This window comes from Duganella sp. GW821-FHT07F09, from assembly GCF_059418705.1.
On sequence record NZ_JBWKQJ010000007.1, the window covers coordinates 216290 to 232632 of the forward strand.

The following is a 16343-nucleotide window of genomic DNA, read 5'->3' on the forward strand; positions in this document are numbered from 1 at the left end:
ACGCTTTCCCGCAGGAATTTATGTTTTAGTGCAAGATTCAGGATCGATAGGCGGGAATGCAACACCTCGTTTCGCGGAAAACCACACCGGGGTTAAGTTGATAATCGGACACGGCCTCGTCAAGGACCCCACACCGGGGTCAGGTCCGACATTCGGACACGGCCTCGTCAAAGAAAACGCAGCACGGTTGAGTGCGTGTCCGAATGTCGGACCCCGGACGGTTATTGGAAGGCGACTTCGGTGAAGCTGCGCAGTTTGCGGCTGTGCAGACGGTCGACGCCGAGATCGCGCAGCATTTCCACGGCGCGGATGCCGATCCGCAGGTGCTGGTCGACACGGTCGCGGTAGAACTTGTTGGCCATGCCCGGCAGCTTGATTTCGCCGTGCATCGGCTTGTCGCTCACGCACAACAACGTGCCGTACGGCACCCGGAAACGGAAACCGTTGGCGGCGATGGTCGCGCTTTCCATGTCCAGCGCGATCGCCCTGCTTTGGCTGAAACGCCGCTCGGGCGTGCGCTGCGGCAGCAGTTCCCAGTTGCGGTTGTCCGTGCTGGCGACCGTGCCGGTGCGCATGATGCGCTTGAGGTCGTGCCCGGTCAGCTGCGTCACCTCGGCCACCGCCGCTTCGATCGCGACCTGCACCTCGGCCAGCGGCGGAATCGGCACCCACAGCGGCAAATCCTCGTCGAGCACGTGGTCCTCGCGCACATAGCCGTGCGCCAGCACGTAGTCGCCCAGCTCCTGCGTGTTGCGCAGGCCGGCGCAGTGGCCCAGCATCAGCCACGCGTGCGGACGCAGCACGGCGATGTGGTCGGTGATGGTCTTGGCGTTGGCCGGGCCGACGCCGATATTGACCATCGAGATGCCGGCGCCGTCGGCGCGGATCAGGTGGTAACCCGGCATCTGCGGCAGGCGCGGCAACGCCGCGCCGAGCGCGTCGCCCGGCTGCACCGCCTGGCCGACCCGGCGCGTGACGATATTGCCCGGCTCGACGAAGGCGATGTAGTCGTTCTCCGGCCCGGCCGATTCGGCGGCCATCAACTCATGGCCGAGTTTGACGAACTCGTCGATATAAAACTGGTAATTGGTGAACAGCACGAACTTCTGGAAGTGTTCGCACGAGGTGCCCGTGTAGTGGCGCAGCCGCTGCAGCGAGTAATCGACGCGCGGCGCCGTGAACAGCGACAGCGGATGCGCTTCGCCCGGCGGCGGCTCGTGGGTGCCGTTGGCGATGCCGTCGTCCATCGCGGCAAGATTGGGCAAGTCGAAGACATCGCGCATCAACAGGCGCCGTTCGGCCGTCATGCTGCCTTCAATGTGCTCGTGCTCGGCGAACGAGAAGTGGATCGGGATCGGCTGCGCGCTGGTGCCCACCTCCAGCCGCACCTGCTGGTGGTGGCCGTGGTTCTTGAGCAGCAGCCGGAACTGTTCCTGGTAGTAGCGGGCGAACAGGTCAGGCCGCGTCAGGGTGGTTTCATAGGTGCCGGGGCCGGCGACGAAACCGAAGGCCAGCCGCGAATCGGCGCGGGCCACGGTGTCGGTATGGACGCGGACGAAGGGATAGCAAGCCCGGACGTGCTCGCCAAGGTCCTCGCCGGCGACAAAGCGTTTCATGGCATCGCGCAGATGGGCGATGTTGGCGTCATAAATGGCCAGAACCTGTTCGTAAGCGGCAATCGGATCGTCAAATTGCATCGGGGCGATATGAGGACGGTTCGGTAACATGCGACTCCTTTTTGAAACGGCGAGTGAATCAGGGGTTCTTATTTCCTATTGTAAAGGCTGTAAGCAGAACTTGCATTCTTCCCATCGAGGAAGATCTAGGCGTACCGTACAATAACTCCAAGCCACCAATAAAGTTTCAGCATGAACGAGCCAGTAACGCCCCGCCTTACGCTTCCGCAATCCCATCCCGACATTCTTTATGGTCACCAGCACAGCGACCTGTTGCGCGACGAAATCCTGGCCGACCTGCTGGAGGCGACCGCCCGCCGCACTCCCGACCAGATCGCGCTGATCTCCGGCGACCGCCGTCTCACCTACCGCGAACTCGATGCGCAGGCCGATCTGGTGGCCGGCCGCCTGATCGAGGCCGGCGTGCGGCCGGGCCAAATCGTCGGATTGTGGCTGCCGCGCGGAATCGAGCTGCTGGTGCTGCAGGCGGGCATCGCCAAGGCCGGCGCGGCGTGGCTGCCGGTCGACGAAGACACGCCGGTCGATCGCCTGCAAGTGTGTCTGGACGATGCCGACGGCGCCGGCGTGCTGACCTGCGCCGCCTTCGCGCCGCGCCTGGCCGGCATCGGCCGTCCGGTGTGGACGGCGGAGGCGCTGCTGGCCCCCGCCCATCCGCCCGTGGCGCGGCGCGGCGCGGTCCCGCCCGACCTGCCCGCGTACGTGATCTACACCTCCGGCTCCACCGGCAAGCCCAAAGGCATCCTGATCACCCAGCGCAGCATCTGCCACTTCCTGCGCAGCGAAAACGCGGTGCTGGGCGTGACTTCGGCCGACAAGGTGTATCAGGGCTTCTCGGTGGCCTTCGACATGTCGTTCGAGGAGATCTGGATCGCCTATCTGGCCGGCGCCACCTTGTGGATCGGCCCCAAGGAAATCAGCGGCGACCCCGAAACGCTGCCGCGCATGCTCGACCAGCACCAGGTCACGGTGCTGCACGCCGTCCCCACCCTGCTCGCGCTGTTCAACCAGGACGTGCCGAGCCTGCGGCTGATCAACCTCGGTGGCGAGATGTGCCCGGAATCGCTGGTCGAGCGCTGGTCGAGCGACGGCCGCCAGATGTTCAACACCTACGGTCCGACCGAGGCCACGGTGTCCGCCAGCCTGGCGCGCCTGCGGCCCGGCCACCCGGTCACGATCGGCACGCCGCTGCCGAACTACGGTCTGCTGGTGATCGATGCAAATGCGGAAGCGAATCCCGACGCCGCGCAGGGCGCGCCCCTGCGGCTGCTGCCACGCGGCGAGATCGGCGAATTGTGCATCACCGGCCCCGGCCTGGCGGCCGGCTACCTTGGCCGCCCCGATCTGACAGCGGAAAAATTCCTGCCCAATCCCTGGTCCACCGGCCGGCATGACGACCGCCTGTACCGCACCGGCGACCTGGCGCGCATCGCGGCCGACGGCGAGGTGGTGTGCCTGGGCCGCGCCGACGACCAGGTCAAGATACGCGGCTTCCGGGTGGAACTGGGCGAGATCGAAGCGCTGCTGGCGCAGGCCGGCGGCGTCGGCACCGTGGCGGTCCTGCTGCGCAAGGACGACGGCATCGACCAGCTGGTCGCCTACCTGGTCGCCGAAGCCGGCGTGACGCTGGACCCGCGCGCCCTGCGCGCCGGCCTGGCCGAAAAGCTGCCCCCCTATATGGTCCCGGGACGCTACGAAATCCTGGACGCCATGCCGCGCCTGACCTCCGGCAAAATCGACCGCAAGACCTTGAAGGCCACGCCGCTCAGCACCGCGCCGGCCGGCGGCGCCGAGGATTCCGACCTGCCCGAAACGCCGGCCGAGGAGGCGCTGTTCGCCGCCCTGGGCAAACTGTTCCCCGGCCAGCCTATCCTGCGCCACGCCGACTTCTTCTCCGACCTTGGCGGCCACTCGTTCTTCGCCGCGCGCCTGGCGTCGGCCCTGCGCGCCGATCCGCGCTACGCCCACGTCACCGTGCGCGACATCTATCAGCAGCGCGAGGTGGGCAAGATCGCGCAGGTGCTCGGCGAGGCGCACAGCGCCGGCAAACAGGAAGTCGAGTGGACGCCGCCCTCCGCGCTCAAACGCTGGACCTGCGGCCTGGCCCAGGCGGCGGTGATGCCGGCGCTGGTGGCGCTGCGCATGGCGCAGTGGCTGGCCCCTTTCTTCACCTACCACTTCTTCACCGGCGATCCGGGCGATTCGGTCAAGCGCGCCATCGCCGCCTCGGTAGGCGTGTTCCTGCTGGCGACGGTGATGGAGTTCGCCATCGCCATCGGCGGTAAATGGCTGATCGCGGGCCGCATCAAGGCCGGCGACTATCCGCTGTGGGGCCTGACCTACTACCGCTGGTGGCTGGCCGACCGCCTGGTCGAGGCGGCGCCGGCGTATCTATTAAGCGGCTCCTCGCTCAACGCCTGGTGGCTGCGCGCGCTGGGCGCGAAGATCGGCCGCGATGTCACGATAGGCTCGATGAGCGTGCGCGCGCCCGATCTGCTGACCATCGCCGACAACGCCAGCATCGGCAACGCCGTCAATTTCGAGAACGCCCGCGTCGAACGCGGCGTGCTGCGCCTGGGCCGCATCACCCTGGAGCGCGACGCCTGCGTCAGCTCCTTCGCCATCCTCGAAGGGAACACCCATGTCGAAGCGCAGGGCCATCTGGACGGCCAGTCGGCACTGGGCGACGGCGCCCACGTGCCGGCGGGCCGCATGTGGGCCGGCTCCCCCGCGCGCGACACCGGCGCCTTCGATCCCGCGCGCCTGCCGCCACGCCCCGAACCGACGCGCGCGCGCAGCCTGGGCGAAGGCCTGTTCTTCATCGCCGGCATCCTGCTGATCGTCACGCTGTTCTTCATGCCGGTATTCCCCAGCTTCGTGCTGATCGATTGGTTCGACGAAATCGGCGTGATGCCGGCGATCCAGGGCGACGGCATGGGCATCCGCCTGCTGCGCTACTTCGTGCTGGCCTTCCCCGCCAGCGCGGTGCTGATCCTGCTCACGGCGCTGCTGTCGGCGGGCATCCGCTGGACCGTGCTGCCGAAACTGAAGCCGGGCCGCTTCGCGGTGCACAGCAACACCTACTGCGCCAAATGGCTGGTCAGCCAGATCCAGGAATCGAGCCTGCAGGTCCTGCACGGCATCTACGCCACCGTGTTCGCGCCGTACTGGTATCGCCTGCTGGGCGCCAAGGTCGGCAAGGACGCCGAGATCTCCACCGCGCTGGGCGTGGTGCCGGACATGCTGACCCTGGGCGACGAGACCTTCATCGCCGATGCCGTCATGCTGGGCGACGAGGAAATCGACGGCGGCTGGATGACGATGCAGCCGACGGTGGTCTCCAACCGCAGCTTCGTCGGCAACGGTGCCTACATCCCGGACGGCACGGTGCTGCCCGAGGGGGTGCTGATCGGCGTGCATTCGCGCGCGCCCGACAATGCCCGCATGAACGGCGGCGACACCTGGCTCGGCTCCCCGCCGATCAACCTGCCCGCGCGCGAGCAGACCAGCGGCTATCCGGAATCGCTGACGTTCCACCCTTCGGCCATGCGCCGGCTCGGGCGCGGCCTGATCGAGGCGTTCCGCATCGTCGCGCCGCACGCGCTGGTGATCGCGGTCGGCTACACCCTGGTGCTGGAGGTGATGCCGGCGGCCGACGCCGGGCGCTGGACGGAGGTGATTTGGGACCTGACCCTGGCGGGCTTGGTCTACGGCGTCGGCAACTACGTGTTCGTGGCGCTGCTCAAGTGGATACTGATCGGCCGCTATCGCAAGCGCTCGGCGCCGATGTGGACGCCGTTCGTCTGGCTGTCCGAGGGCGTCACCAACCTGTATGAGGGCATAGCCGTGCCCAACTTCATGCGTTATCTGCGCGGCACGCCATGGCTGCCGCTGGCCTTCAACCTGATGGGCGCGAAAATCGGCAAGGGCGTCTATCTGGACACCACCGACATCACGGAGTTCGACTGCGTGCGCATCGGCGACCATAGCGAACTTAACGCCCTCACCTGCCCGCAGACCCATTTGTTCGAGGACCGGGTGATGAAAATCGACGAGGTGACCATCGGCGCGCGCGTCTATCTGGGACCGCGCAGCGCCGTGCTGTACAGCGCCGTGGTGGGCGACAACGCCCGCCTCGGCGCGTTGACCCTGGTCATGAAGGGCGAGCACATTCCGGCCGGCGGCAACTGGTCCGGCTGCCCGGCGGCACCGGCACGTTAGTATCAATACAATAGTTACAACACCGCCGTGGCCGCTACGGCGGTGCCGCGCACTCTGGCGTACGCCACCCCAGCGGCAAATGTGTTAAATAACAACGCGCCGATTTCACGACAGCAATAAATTTCATGATTTCAATTAACAAGTCGGCATGCAATAATGGTATTGTGCTTTTCCTACTTGTTTGAAATTACGGAGTTGTTATGTCACCAACACGCTTTTTTGCGGTTCCAATGCTCATCATCGGCTTGCTGGCCAGCTCGGCGCATGCGGCCGTCATCTTGGACAGCTTCGGCCCCTACGATTTCCTGAAGTACAGCATCGACAATGGCACTAATGGCGATGGCACGCATTACGAGCAAAGCCACGCCGTACGCTTCACGCTGACTTCCGAGACCCAAATCACCTCGATCCGGACCGCCATCGATAACGAAAGCGGCTTGGGCAAGCTCACCTTGGGCATCATGGCGTCGGTCAAGCAGGATTCCAGTGGCTTCCCCATCCCCGGCGACTTCGAGCAACTGCCATCGGGCAAGTTCCTCTACTCGAGCGACCTGACCGGCGTGCTGTCGAACGCCGCGCTGTCGAACCTGAACTGGACGCTGGGCGCCGGCACCTATTGGCTGACCGGCTCCGCCATCGGCACCTCGGCGACCTGGACCACCGGAAACAAGGCCAACTACGCGCTGTCGACCGAGGCTGGTGTCTGGACCGGTGGTTCGGAAAACATGCTCAGCCCCGCCGCCCTGATCGAAGGCGAGCAGTTGGCCGTGAGCGCCGTTCCCGAGCCGGAAACCTACGCGATGATGCTGGCCGGCGTGGCGCTGGTATCGGTGATGGCCCGCCGCCGCAAGCGCGCCGCCTGAAAATGTTCATCGCCGGAAAAGTTGCAAAGCTCGTGGCAATGGGCATGCTGGCCTCGCTGGCGGCCCCCGCCCTTGCCGCCGAATGCGGTGCCGACAAGCTCGGCACCAGCCGCACCATTAAACTCCCCCGCGACGGCGCGCTGTACGGCGCCCACCAGCATGCCGCCCTGCCATTGGAAAAAGGCGAGGTCGTGCTGACGTTCGACGACGGACCGGAACCGTCGGGCACGCCCGCCGTGCTCGCGGCCCTGGCCGACCAATGTGTGAAAGCGACGTTCTTCATGATCGGCGACCGGCTGGCGCGTTCGCCGGAGCTGGCGCGGCGCGTCGCCGCCGAGGGCCACTCGACCGGCCTGCACAGCAACACGCATCCGCATCTGTCCCAACTCGGCGCGCAACAGCAACTCGACGACCTGCGCAAGAACCAGGTCGCCTACCAGGCCGCGTTCGGCGTGTCCGCGCCGGCCTACCGCTTCCCGTATCTGGAAGAAACGCCGACGATGCTGGCGGCGCTCAAGGCCGCCAAGGTCACCGTCATGTCGATCGACCTGGGCATCAACGACTGGTTGCCAAACGACACGACCGAAGTCCTGATGGTACGCCTGGCCGAGAACCTGACCAAAACCGGTCGCGGCATCATTCTCATGCACGACGCCAACGGTCCGACGGTCAAGGCCTTGCCCGCGCTGCTCAGGCTACTGAAGGACAAGGGCTACAAGGTGGTCCACCTCGAGTGGGAAAAATAAGCCGCATCTCCCCCGCCCCTGAGACGCATGCCGCCCTAGCTTTGTGGCGGCGCGTCCAGGAAGAAGATGGCGTGGGCCTTGGCCGGCGCCTTTTCGGTCGGCTTGTCGATCTGCACCTGGGCGCAATCCTCGACCACCAGGCTGCGCCAGTTGCCGACGCCGGCGTTGGCGAACGCCGTGTGCGCCTTCGAACCCAGGCTGATGTCCAGCGCCAGGCGCGCGTTGCGCTCGCCCGTCTTGGCGTAGTTGACGCCGCGCAGCTCAAAGCCGTAGGCGGTCAGCCACGGTTCCCACAGGCCGCTCTCGACACCCTCGACGATGCGGTCCAGCATGGTCCACAGCGGCAAACCCTTCTTGACCACGCCGCGCAGCACCGCCAGCGACGGCGCCTTGCGCGCGTCCGTGCTGCGCTTGCCGGCGCCGCTCTCGCCGATCGCCTTCAATTCCTTGGAAAACGCCGCGTCGCGCTCGGTGTAGTCGCGCATGCGGCCATACAACTCGGCGTTGAGGAAGGGATTGGGCGCGCGGCCCACCGGCGCCTCGGCGGGATTTTTGGCTGGCGGCTGTTTTTTGTTCGTCATGGGTGGCCCACTAGTGTTAAGGGCCGTAGTTTAGCCGACCTTGAAGGCATCGATGACAATCTTCGCCGCCTGGCCGAGGATTTCGGGGCGCGTCTTGTCGTCCTTGCCCGGCTGCGTCAGGTAAACGGCCAGCACGATCGGTGGTTTATTGCCCGGCGGCCACAGGATGGCGATGTCGTTGACGGTGCCGTAGTCGCCGGCGCCGGTCTTGTCGCCCACCGTCCAGCTCGACGGCACGCCGGCGCGGATGCGGGTGGCGCCGGTCGTGTTGTCGATCAGCCAATCGGTCATGATCTTGCGCTTGGCGGGCGGCAGCGCCTCGCCCAGGGTCAACTTGTGCAGCGACGCCATCATCGCCGCCGGCGTGGTGGTGTCGCGCGGGTCGCCGGGGATGGCGCTGTTGAGCGCGGTTTCCCAGCGGTCCAGGCGGAACTGCCGGTCGCCGATCGAACGGGCGTAGGCGGTCACCTCCTCCGGTCCGCCGAGATGGCGGATCAGCAGGTTGGCCGCCGTGTTGTCGCTGTACTGGATGGTGGCCGCGCACAGCGCCTCGATGGTCATGCCGCCGTCGAGGTGCTGCTCGGTGATCGGCGAATGGGCCACCAGCTCGGCCTTGTCGTACCTGATGTTCTGTTGCAGCACCGACGGTTCCTTCGCCAGCACCGCCGCCGACAACATCATCTTGAACGTGCTGCAGAACGGAAAGCGCTCATCGGCGCGGTGGAACAGCTGGCGCCCGTCGGCCGTGTTCCACGCCGCCACGCCCAGGCGCCCGCCGGACGCGGCCTCCAGTCGGACCAGCCGCATATCCGGCTGCATGGGGGCGGTCGGCGCGGTCGGCGCGGCATGGGCGCGGGCAAGTGGTGTCGCGGCGAGTGCCAGCAACAAGGTACGGCGGGTGGTCGAATGGCTCATATCGGGTGAACGTGGGTGGTCAGGAATAACAATGTTGTCCAATATAATACCAATTCCCCCAACTGGCCAGAGCAATCCCGCCCCCGCCAATTGCGCGCGCCGCATTCGCGCGCGCAGGTAGACTGGGTTGATGGTTCCTCAAGTTCTCATCGTCGGCGCCGGACCCACCGGCCTGGTGCTCGCCCTGCGGCTGGCGCGGCACGGTGTCGCCGTGCGCATCATCGACAAAAACAGCGGCCCCGGCCAGGCTTCCCGGGCGATGGCCGTGCATGCGCGCACGCTCGAGTTCTACCGCCAGATGGGTTTCGCCGACGCCGTCGTCGATCTGGGCATCCGCATCGAGGCCATCCACCTGCGCGAGGACGGCCACGATATAGCCCAACTGCCGCTCAAGGACGTCGGCGCCGGCATCAGCCCCTATCCCTTCGTGCTGGCGTTCCCCCAGGACGACCATGAACAATTTCTGGTCGAGCAACTGCGCGCGCAGGGGGTGGAGGTCGACTGGAACACCGGGCTGGAAACATTCACGCAGGACGAATGGGGCGTGCGCGCCGTGCTTCAGCGTAACGGCGAGCGCATCGCCTGCAATACCGCCTTCCTGTGCGGCTGCGACGGCGCCGGCAGCCGCGTGCGCGAGGCGCTCCAGCTCGGTTTCGCCGGCGGCACCTACGACCATCTGTATTACGTGGCCGACGTCAAGACCGAGGGGCCGCCCAATGTCGACCTGGTCGGCCACCTGGGCGCCAACACCTTCGCGCTGATGTTGCCGGTGCGCTCGCGCGGCATGCAGCGCCTGATCGGCATCATGCCCGAGCCGGTCGAAGGCCGGCCCGAACCCGGTTTCGACGACGTGCGCCCCGCGCTGGAAAAGTTGCTCGGCATCAAGGTCGAGCAGCTCAACTGGTTCTCCACCTACCGCGTGCACCACCGGGTGGCGTCGCAGTTCCGCGTCGGCCGCTGCTTCCTGGCCGGCGACGCCGCGCACATCCACAGCCCCGCCGGCGGCCAGGGCATGAACACCGGCATCGGCGACGCCGTCAACCTGGCGTGGAAGCTGGCACAGGTGTTGCGCGCCGGCGCCCACGGCGCGCTGCTCGACACCTACCAGGCCGAACGGCTCACTTTCGCCCGCAAGCTGGTCACCACCACCGACCGCGCCTTCCAGCTGGTGGTGTCGCAGGGCGCCGGCGGCCAGTTGTTGCGCCAGTGGCTGGTGCCGCATGTGTTCCCGATGCTGACCGGCTTCACCACCGCGCGCCGCACCTTGTTCAAGACGGTGTCGCAGGTGCAGATCCACTATCCCGACAGCCTGCTGAGCGGCGGGCGCGCCGGCGAGATCATCGGCGGCGACCGCCTGCCGTGGGTGCCGCAAGCGGATGGCGGCGACAATTTCGCCCCGCTGCGCAGCCTGGGCTGGCAACTGCACGTCTACGGCGAAACCGATCCCTTGCTCGCCGCCGCGGCCCAGCTGCTGCACCTGCCGCTGCACGCCTGGCCGTGGACCGAGGCCGCCAGCGAGGCCGGCCTGCTGGAGGACGCGGCCTACCTGATCCGTCCGGACATGCACGTGGCGCTGGCGCTGCCGCGCCAGGAACTGGACGCGCTGCGCGAGTTGATCGCCCGCTTCCAGCTGACTTTCCCGGCCGATCCGGACGCGTCCGCGCCGTCGCCGGCGCGCCCGCATTCCATGTCGGACCCGTCCCCGGAATCGCCGCCCCTGTATTAAATCGGCCTTAACCGGCACACAATACTCATTGACAATTTTCCGGCTGACGCGCTATGGTCAGCGTCGCGCCGGCTGCCGACCGATGAGTATCGTTGAAAACTCTCGTCCGCGGATTCGGCCCGCATTACCAACAAACAATAAAAGGAAGTCATGAGCAACAAGTCCCAGAACTTCACACGCCGCGACCTGCTGCTGTCCGCCCTTTCCGCCACTGCCGTCGGCGCCCTGCCCCTGCTGCCCGGCATGGCGCGCGCGCAGACCGCCACCCCGGCCGCCGGCGACGCCCCGTTCACCAAACTGATCGATAATTTCGCAGAGGAAATCCTGCGCTTGTCGCCAACCACCGCCACCTCGCTGGGCCTGGACAAGGGCGAGCGCGCCGGCCTGAAATCGCAGCTGGAAAACGTCAGCCGCTCCGGCGACGCCGCCTGGGCCGGCCAGGTCAAGTCCATGCTCAAGCGCCTGTCCGGCATCGACCGCGCCAAGCTGGGCGCCGACGCGCAAATCCGCTACGACACCATCCGCTACGCCGCCAACGAGGGCCTGGAGGGCTTGCGCTTCTCCTTCGGCGGCGCCGCCGCCGGCTTCAATGGCGGCACCTCGCCCTTCCCCGTCACGCAGCAGGACGGCGCGGTCACGCGCATCCCGGAATTCCTGCACTCGCAGCACCAGATCGGCGACGCCGCCGACGCCGAGGCCTATCTGGACCGCGTCACCGGCATGGCGCGCATGCTGGACCAGGAAAGCACCCGCATCGCCGACCAGGCCGGGCGCGGCATCCTGCCGCCGAACTTCATCGCCCGCGCCGCGCTGGCCCAGTTGCAGGACTACCGCAAGACCGCGATCGCGCAGCAAAAGCTGGTCACCTCGCTGACCGAGCGCACGCAAAAGCTGGGCATCGCCGGCGACTGGAACGCGCGCGTCACGGCGCTGGTCGAAACCCAGGTCTACCCGGCGCTCGAGCGCCAGATCGCCACCTTCACGCGCGCCGCGTCCAAGGCCACCGACGTCGCCGGCGTGCACCGCCTGCCGGACGGCGCGGCCTACTACGATTGGGCGCTGCGCCTCGGCACCTCCACCAACCTCAGTCCGCGCGAAGTCCACGCGGTCGGCCTGGAACAGAACAAGATGCTGCAGTCGCGCATCGACGCCATCCTCAAGGCCCAGGGCATCACGCAAGGCACCGTCGGCGCGCGCCTGCTGGCGCTGTCGAAGGACCCGAAACGCTTCTACGCCGACAACGACAAGGGCCGCGAGGAGCTGATCGCCTATTGCAACGACCGCGTCGACGCGGTGCGCGCGCTGATGCCGAAAATCTCCAACATGACCCTGAAGGCGCCGCTGGAAGTGCGGCGGGTGCCGGTCGATATCGAGTCGGGCGCGCCGCTCGGCTACATGAACTTCGCCGCGCTGGACGGCTCGCGCCCGGCGATCTATTACATCAACCTGAAGTCGACCACCCTGTGGCCGAAGTCCGAGATCGCCACCTTGACCGCGCACGAGGGCTTGCCGGGCCACGCCTGGCAAGGCGCCTACCTGGCCGAACACCACGACGAGCTGCCGCTGATCTCCTCGCTGATCGGCTTCAACGCCTTCATCGAGGGCTGGGCGCTGTACGCCGAGCAGTTGGTCGACGAATTCGGCCTGTACGTCAACGATCCGTTCAGCCAGATCGGCTACCTGCAGGCGCAACAGTTCCGCGCCTGCCGCCTGGTGGTCGACACCGGCATGCACGCGATGAAGTGGACGCGCGAACAGGCGATCCGTTTCCTGGTCGAGAGCACCGGCCGCGGCGAACAAGCCATGACCAGCGAAATCGACCGCTACACGGTGTCGCCCGGCCAAGCCTGCGGCTACAAGGTGGGCCACAACGAGATCCTGCGCCAGCGCGAACGCGCAAAGGCGGCGCTGGGGCCGAGGTTCGACCTGCCCGGCTTCAACGACGCGCTGGTGCAAAGCTGCGGCGTGCCGCTGACGGTGCTGCCGACGGTGATCGACCGCTACATCGCCGGCCTGAAAAAAGCCTGACACGCGCAATGAAGACCATCGCAGTCATCGGCGGCGGCATCACCGGGGTCACCACCGCCTACGCGCTGGCCCGGCGCGGCCTGCGCGTGACCTTGCTCGAGCGCCACCGCTATGCGGCGATGGAGACTTCGTTCGCCAACGGCGGCCAGCTGTCGGCCTCCAACGCGGAGGTGTGGAACCACGGCGCCACCGTGGCCAAGGGCTTGAAGTGGATGCTGCGCAAGGACGCGCCGCTGCTGCTCAACCCCAAACCCAGCTGGCACAAGCTGTCCTGGCTGGCGGAATTCATCGCCGCCATGCCGGACTACCGGGAAAACACCGTCGCCATCGCCAAACTGGCGGTGGCGGCGCGCGAGCATCTGTTTAGCTGGGCCGAGGAGGAGCGCATCGACTTCGACCTCAAACGCGCCGGCATCCTGCACATCTACCGCGACCGCGCCGACTTCGACCACGGCGAGGACGTCTCGCTGCTGCTGGCCCGGGGCGGCGTGCGCCGGCGCACCGTCACGCCGGAAGAGATGCGCGCGATCGAGCCCACGCTGGCGGGCGACTACTACGCCGGCCACTACACCGAGAGCGACAGCTCCGGCGACATCCACAAATTCACCACCGGGCTGGCGCAGGCGGCGCAACGGCTCGGCGTGCGCCTGCGCTTCGGCCAGCAGGTGGTGGGCCTGAGCGCGGACGCGCGTGGCGCCTGCGTCACCGTGCTGCAGGACGGCGTGCCGGACATCGGCGTCTACGACGGCGTGGTGGTCTGCGCCGGCACCGCCAGCCGCGAACTGGCGGCCATGCTGGGCGACCGGGTCAACGTTTACCCGGTCAAGGGCTATTCGATCACGGTCCACCTGGACGATGACACCAGCCGCGCCGCCGCCCCCACCGTGAGCCTGGAGGACGACGCCGCCAAGCTGGTCACCAGCCGGCTGGGCGAGGACCGCTTCCGCGTGGCCGGCACGGCCGAATTCAACGGTTTCAACCGCGACATCCGCGCCGACCGCATCGCCCCGCTGATCGACTGGGTGCGGCAGCGTTTCCCCGGCGTCTCCACGCGCAACATCACGCCTTGGGCGGGACTGCGGCCGATGATGCCCAATCTGATGCCGCGCGTCGGCCAGGGCAAGCTTCCTTGCGTTTTCTACAATACCGGCCACGGCCACCTGGGTTGGACGTTGTCGGCGGCGACGGCCGACATGATCGCCGCCACCGTCGAGGCCAATCTGCGCTCTGTGGCGCAGCGCACCGCCGTTCCCTTGAAAATGGCCTAAACTGCCATCATTATCAGAGTAGTTCCCACTGGAGATAGACCATGAAGGCAAAATCCTTAGCAAGCATCACTTTGCTGGCCGGCGCGTTGGCGCTGGGGGCACCGGTCCTTGCGGCTGCTCCCACCGTACACGATGTTTATCTCGCCGCCGAAGCGGGCAAGTTCACCGAGGCGCAGGCGATGATGGACCAGGTGCTCAAGGAGCATCCGAACAGCGCCAAAGCCCACTTCGTCGAAGCCGAACTGCTGGCCAAGCAAGGCAAGTTCGCGGCCGCGCAAAAGTCGCTGGAAACGGCCGAGCGCCTGTCGCCGGGCCTGCCGAAGGTCGACGCCACCGCCGTCAGCAAACTGCGCGCCGTGATCGCCGCCGGCGACGCCAAGACGAAGGAAAATTACACGCAGCACAAACCGGCGGCCGAGAAGAGCAGTTATAACAGCGGCGGCTATGCCAACGGCGCCAGCGCCGGCTCGGCCTCGAGTGGCGGCGGTGGCATTCCGTGGGGCACGGTCCTGCTGATGGGCGGCCTGTTGGTGGGCTTCATCTTCATCGCGTCACGCTTCATGTCGCGCCGCGCGCAGCAAGGCGGCGCGGGTGGCATGGGCGGCGGCTTCAATCAAGGCAACCAGGGTTTCAATCCGGGCGGCACGCCGCCGGGCTATCCTCCCGGCGGCGGTTATCCGCAGCAAGGCTATGGTCCCGGCGGCGGTTATCCGCAGCAAGGCTATGGTCCGGGCTACGGCCAGCAGCCCCAGGGTAACGGCATGGGTTCACGCATCATGGGCGGCCTGGCCACCGGCGCGGCGCTGGGCGCGGGCCTGGTGGCCGGCGAGGCGATCGCGCGCCAGTTCACCGGCGGCCATGAGAATGGCGGCAACGCCGCCAACGACCAGGGACGCAACGACATCGTCTACGACGATCCGGCGCAGAGCAACGACATGGGCGGCAACGACTTCGGCGTCAGCGGCGGCTGGGATGATTCCGGCGGCGGCGATGCCGGTGGCGGCAGCGACGAGTGGAACTGACCCATAGTAACGGGCATTTAAACCACCCCGGAGACACGTGGGGCGGATTACGGCGTTCCGCCTAATCCGCCCCACGTGTCTCCGCGATTACCCGGGCGTCCCGGGGCTTGGTCGCACCCGCCGCTTCCATCGCAACATCCCAATACGGCGGATCGCCGAAATACTCCCGTAAGTGACTGATCAACAGGTGCGACTTGGCCTGGTTGGAGCGCCCCGGCATGTACACCGCGTGGATCGCCGATTCGGCCGGATCGTGCTTGGCCGCCGAGGCGCCCCGCTGCAGCGGCGCCATCGGAAACACCGGCACCAGCTTGCCCGCCACGACGGACTCGCTGACCATCCAGTTGGCCAGATGAACCAGCCCCGCCCCGGCGATCGCCGCGTGCATCAACGTGTCGGTATCGTCGCAGCGCAGCGCGCTTTTCACATCCAGCGGCTGGTGTTGATTGACGCCCTCGAAGCGCCACCACGCGCGCGGCGACTTGCCCACCATGCTCAGGCACTCATGGTTCAGCAAATCCTCAGGCGAGGCCGGCCAGCCATGCCGCGCCAGATACGCCGGGCTGGCGCTGACCACGCGGTGCTGCGGCGCCAGCCGCGTCGCCACCAGATCGCCCTCCGGCAGCACGCCGGCGCGCACCGCCACATCGACCCGGCGCGAAGCCAGGTCGACGACGCTGTCGCTGACGTGCAAATCCACCTGCAGCCTGGGATAACGCCGCAGGAACGTAGCGATGGCCGGCGCCACGTGCAGCCGCCCGAAGCCGGCCGGCGCGGTGACCGTCAACAGGCCGCGCGGCTCGCTTTCGGTCTCCTGCACCGCCGCCTGCCCCTCCGCAAGCTCGGCCAGGATATTGCGGGCGCGCGGCAGGAAGCGCTGGCCGGCGTCGGTCAGCACCACATGGCGCGAGCTGCGCACCAGCAGCCGCGCGCCCAGCTGCGCCTCCAGCGCGTCGAGCTTGCGCGAAACCGACGACACGGCCATCTCTAGTTGCACCGCCGCACGCGACAGGCTGCGGTGCTCGACCACCGCGATCAGGCACTGCAAGGCATCGATCATCCATTTCTCCCCATGACGGCCGGTTTGCGGAAACTGCAAAAGACATTTGCCGGAAACGCTATTGTGCCATTTTTTGCTAAAGCGCATACTTTGTGTTGCATTGCACACCACAATCGCAGGCCCCGGGCGCTATCGCCCGAATTAGGTTAAATTCTGGGTTAAATTCCTGGGTTAATTCCTGGGTTAATTCCTGGGTTAATTCCTGGGTTAATTCCTGGG

At 66.8% G+C, this 16343-nt stretch carries 11 protein-coding genes; 7 read left to right on the top strand and 4 right to left on the bottom strand.

The window, feature by feature from the left end:
• Positions 1–221: 221 nt before the first annotated feature.
• Positions 222–1727, bottom strand: a complete 1506-nt coding sequence (locus tag AC07P1_RS19835; RefSeq protein ID WP_494697422.1) for an AMP nucleosidase — start codon at positions 1725–1727, stop codon at positions 222–224.
• Between the two features lie 141 nt (positions 1728–1868).
• Between AC07P1_RS19835 and AC07P1_RS19840 the strand changes: the two genes are divergently transcribed.
• The 3 genes from AC07P1_RS19840 to AC07P1_RS19850 all read left to right on the top strand — a co-directional run bounded on the left by AC07P1_RS19840 (position 1869) and on the right by AC07P1_RS19850 (position 7524).
• Positions 1869–5915, top strand: coding sequence for a Pls/PosA family non-ribosomal peptide synthetase (locus AC07P1_RS19840; RefSeq protein WP_494697423.1), 4047 nt, complete (start codon positions 1869–1871; stop codon positions 5913–5915).
• Positions 5916–6145: 230 nt separating this feature from the next.
• The gene (locus AC07P1_RS19845; protein WP_494697424.1) at positions 6146–6778 is read left to right on the top strand and encodes a PEP-CTERM sorting domain-containing protein; all 633 of its coding nucleotides are present in this window, start codon (positions 6146–6148) and stop codon (positions 6776–6778) included.
• 44 nt (positions 6779–6822) lie between these two features.
• On the top strand, positions 6823–7524 hold the full coding sequence (locus AC07P1_RS19850; protein ID WP_494697425.1) for a polysaccharide deacetylase family protein: 702 nt from the start codon (positions 6823–6825) through the stop codon (positions 7522–7524).
• A 35-nt stretch (positions 7525–7559) separates the two neighbouring features.
• On the opposite strand, the gene AC07P1_RS19855 is transcribed toward AC07P1_RS19850, so the two are convergent.
• Together AC07P1_RS19855 and bla are read right to left on the bottom strand one after the other, a co-directional pair.
• Positions 7560–8105: a hypothetical protein gene (locus AC07P1_RS19855; RefSeq protein WP_494697426.1), complete on the bottom strand. Its 546-nt coding sequence runs from the start codon at positions 8103–8105 to the stop codon at positions 7560–7562.
• Positions 8106–8135: 30 nt separating this feature from the next.
• Complete coding sequence (bla, locus tag AC07P1_RS19860; protein WP_494697427.1) at positions 8136–9020, bottom strand: class A beta-lactamase; 885 nt, start codon at positions 9018–9020, stop codon at positions 8136–8138.
• Between the two features lie 130 nt (positions 9021–9150).
• Here bla and AC07P1_RS19865 point away from each other — a divergent pair, with 130 nt between their 5' ends.
• The 4 genes from AC07P1_RS19865 to AC07P1_RS19880 all read left to right on the top strand — a co-directional run bounded on the left by AC07P1_RS19865 (position 9151) and on the right by AC07P1_RS19880 (position 15064).
• The gene (locus AC07P1_RS19865; RefSeq protein WP_494697428.1) at positions 9151–10746 is read left to right on the top strand and encodes an FAD-dependent monooxygenase; all 1596 of its coding nucleotides are present in this window, start codon (positions 9151–9153) and stop codon (positions 10744–10746) included.
• Positions 10747–10896: 150 nt separating this feature from the next.
• Positions 10897–12774 carry a DUF885 domain-containing protein gene (locus tag AC07P1_RS19870; protein ID WP_494697429.1) on the top strand — a complete coding sequence of 626 codons (1878 nt, stop codon included), beginning with the start codon at positions 10897–10899 and terminating at the stop codon, positions 12772–12774.
• An 8-nt stretch (positions 12775–12782) separates the two neighbouring features.
• On the top strand, positions 12783–14042 hold the full coding sequence (locus AC07P1_RS19875; protein WP_494697430.1) for a D-amino acid dehydrogenase: 1260 nt from the start codon (positions 12783–12785) through the stop codon (positions 14040–14042).
• Positions 14043–14083: 41 nt separating this feature from the next.
• Positions 14084–15064 carry a tetratricopeptide repeat protein gene (locus AC07P1_RS19880; RefSeq protein WP_494697431.1) on the top strand — a complete coding sequence of 327 codons (981 nt, stop codon included), beginning with the start codon at positions 14084–14086 and terminating at the stop codon, positions 15062–15064.
• A gap of 61 nt (positions 15065–15125) precedes the next feature.
• Here AC07P1_RS19880 and AC07P1_RS19885 read toward each other — a convergent pair whose 3' ends face one another.
• Positions 15126–16124 (bottom strand): LysR family transcriptional regulator, encoded by a 999-nt coding sequence (locus AC07P1_RS19885; RefSeq protein ID WP_494697432.1) that lies wholly within the window; start codon positions 16122–16124, stop codon positions 15126–15128.
• Positions 16125–16343 lie beyond the last annotated feature (219 nt).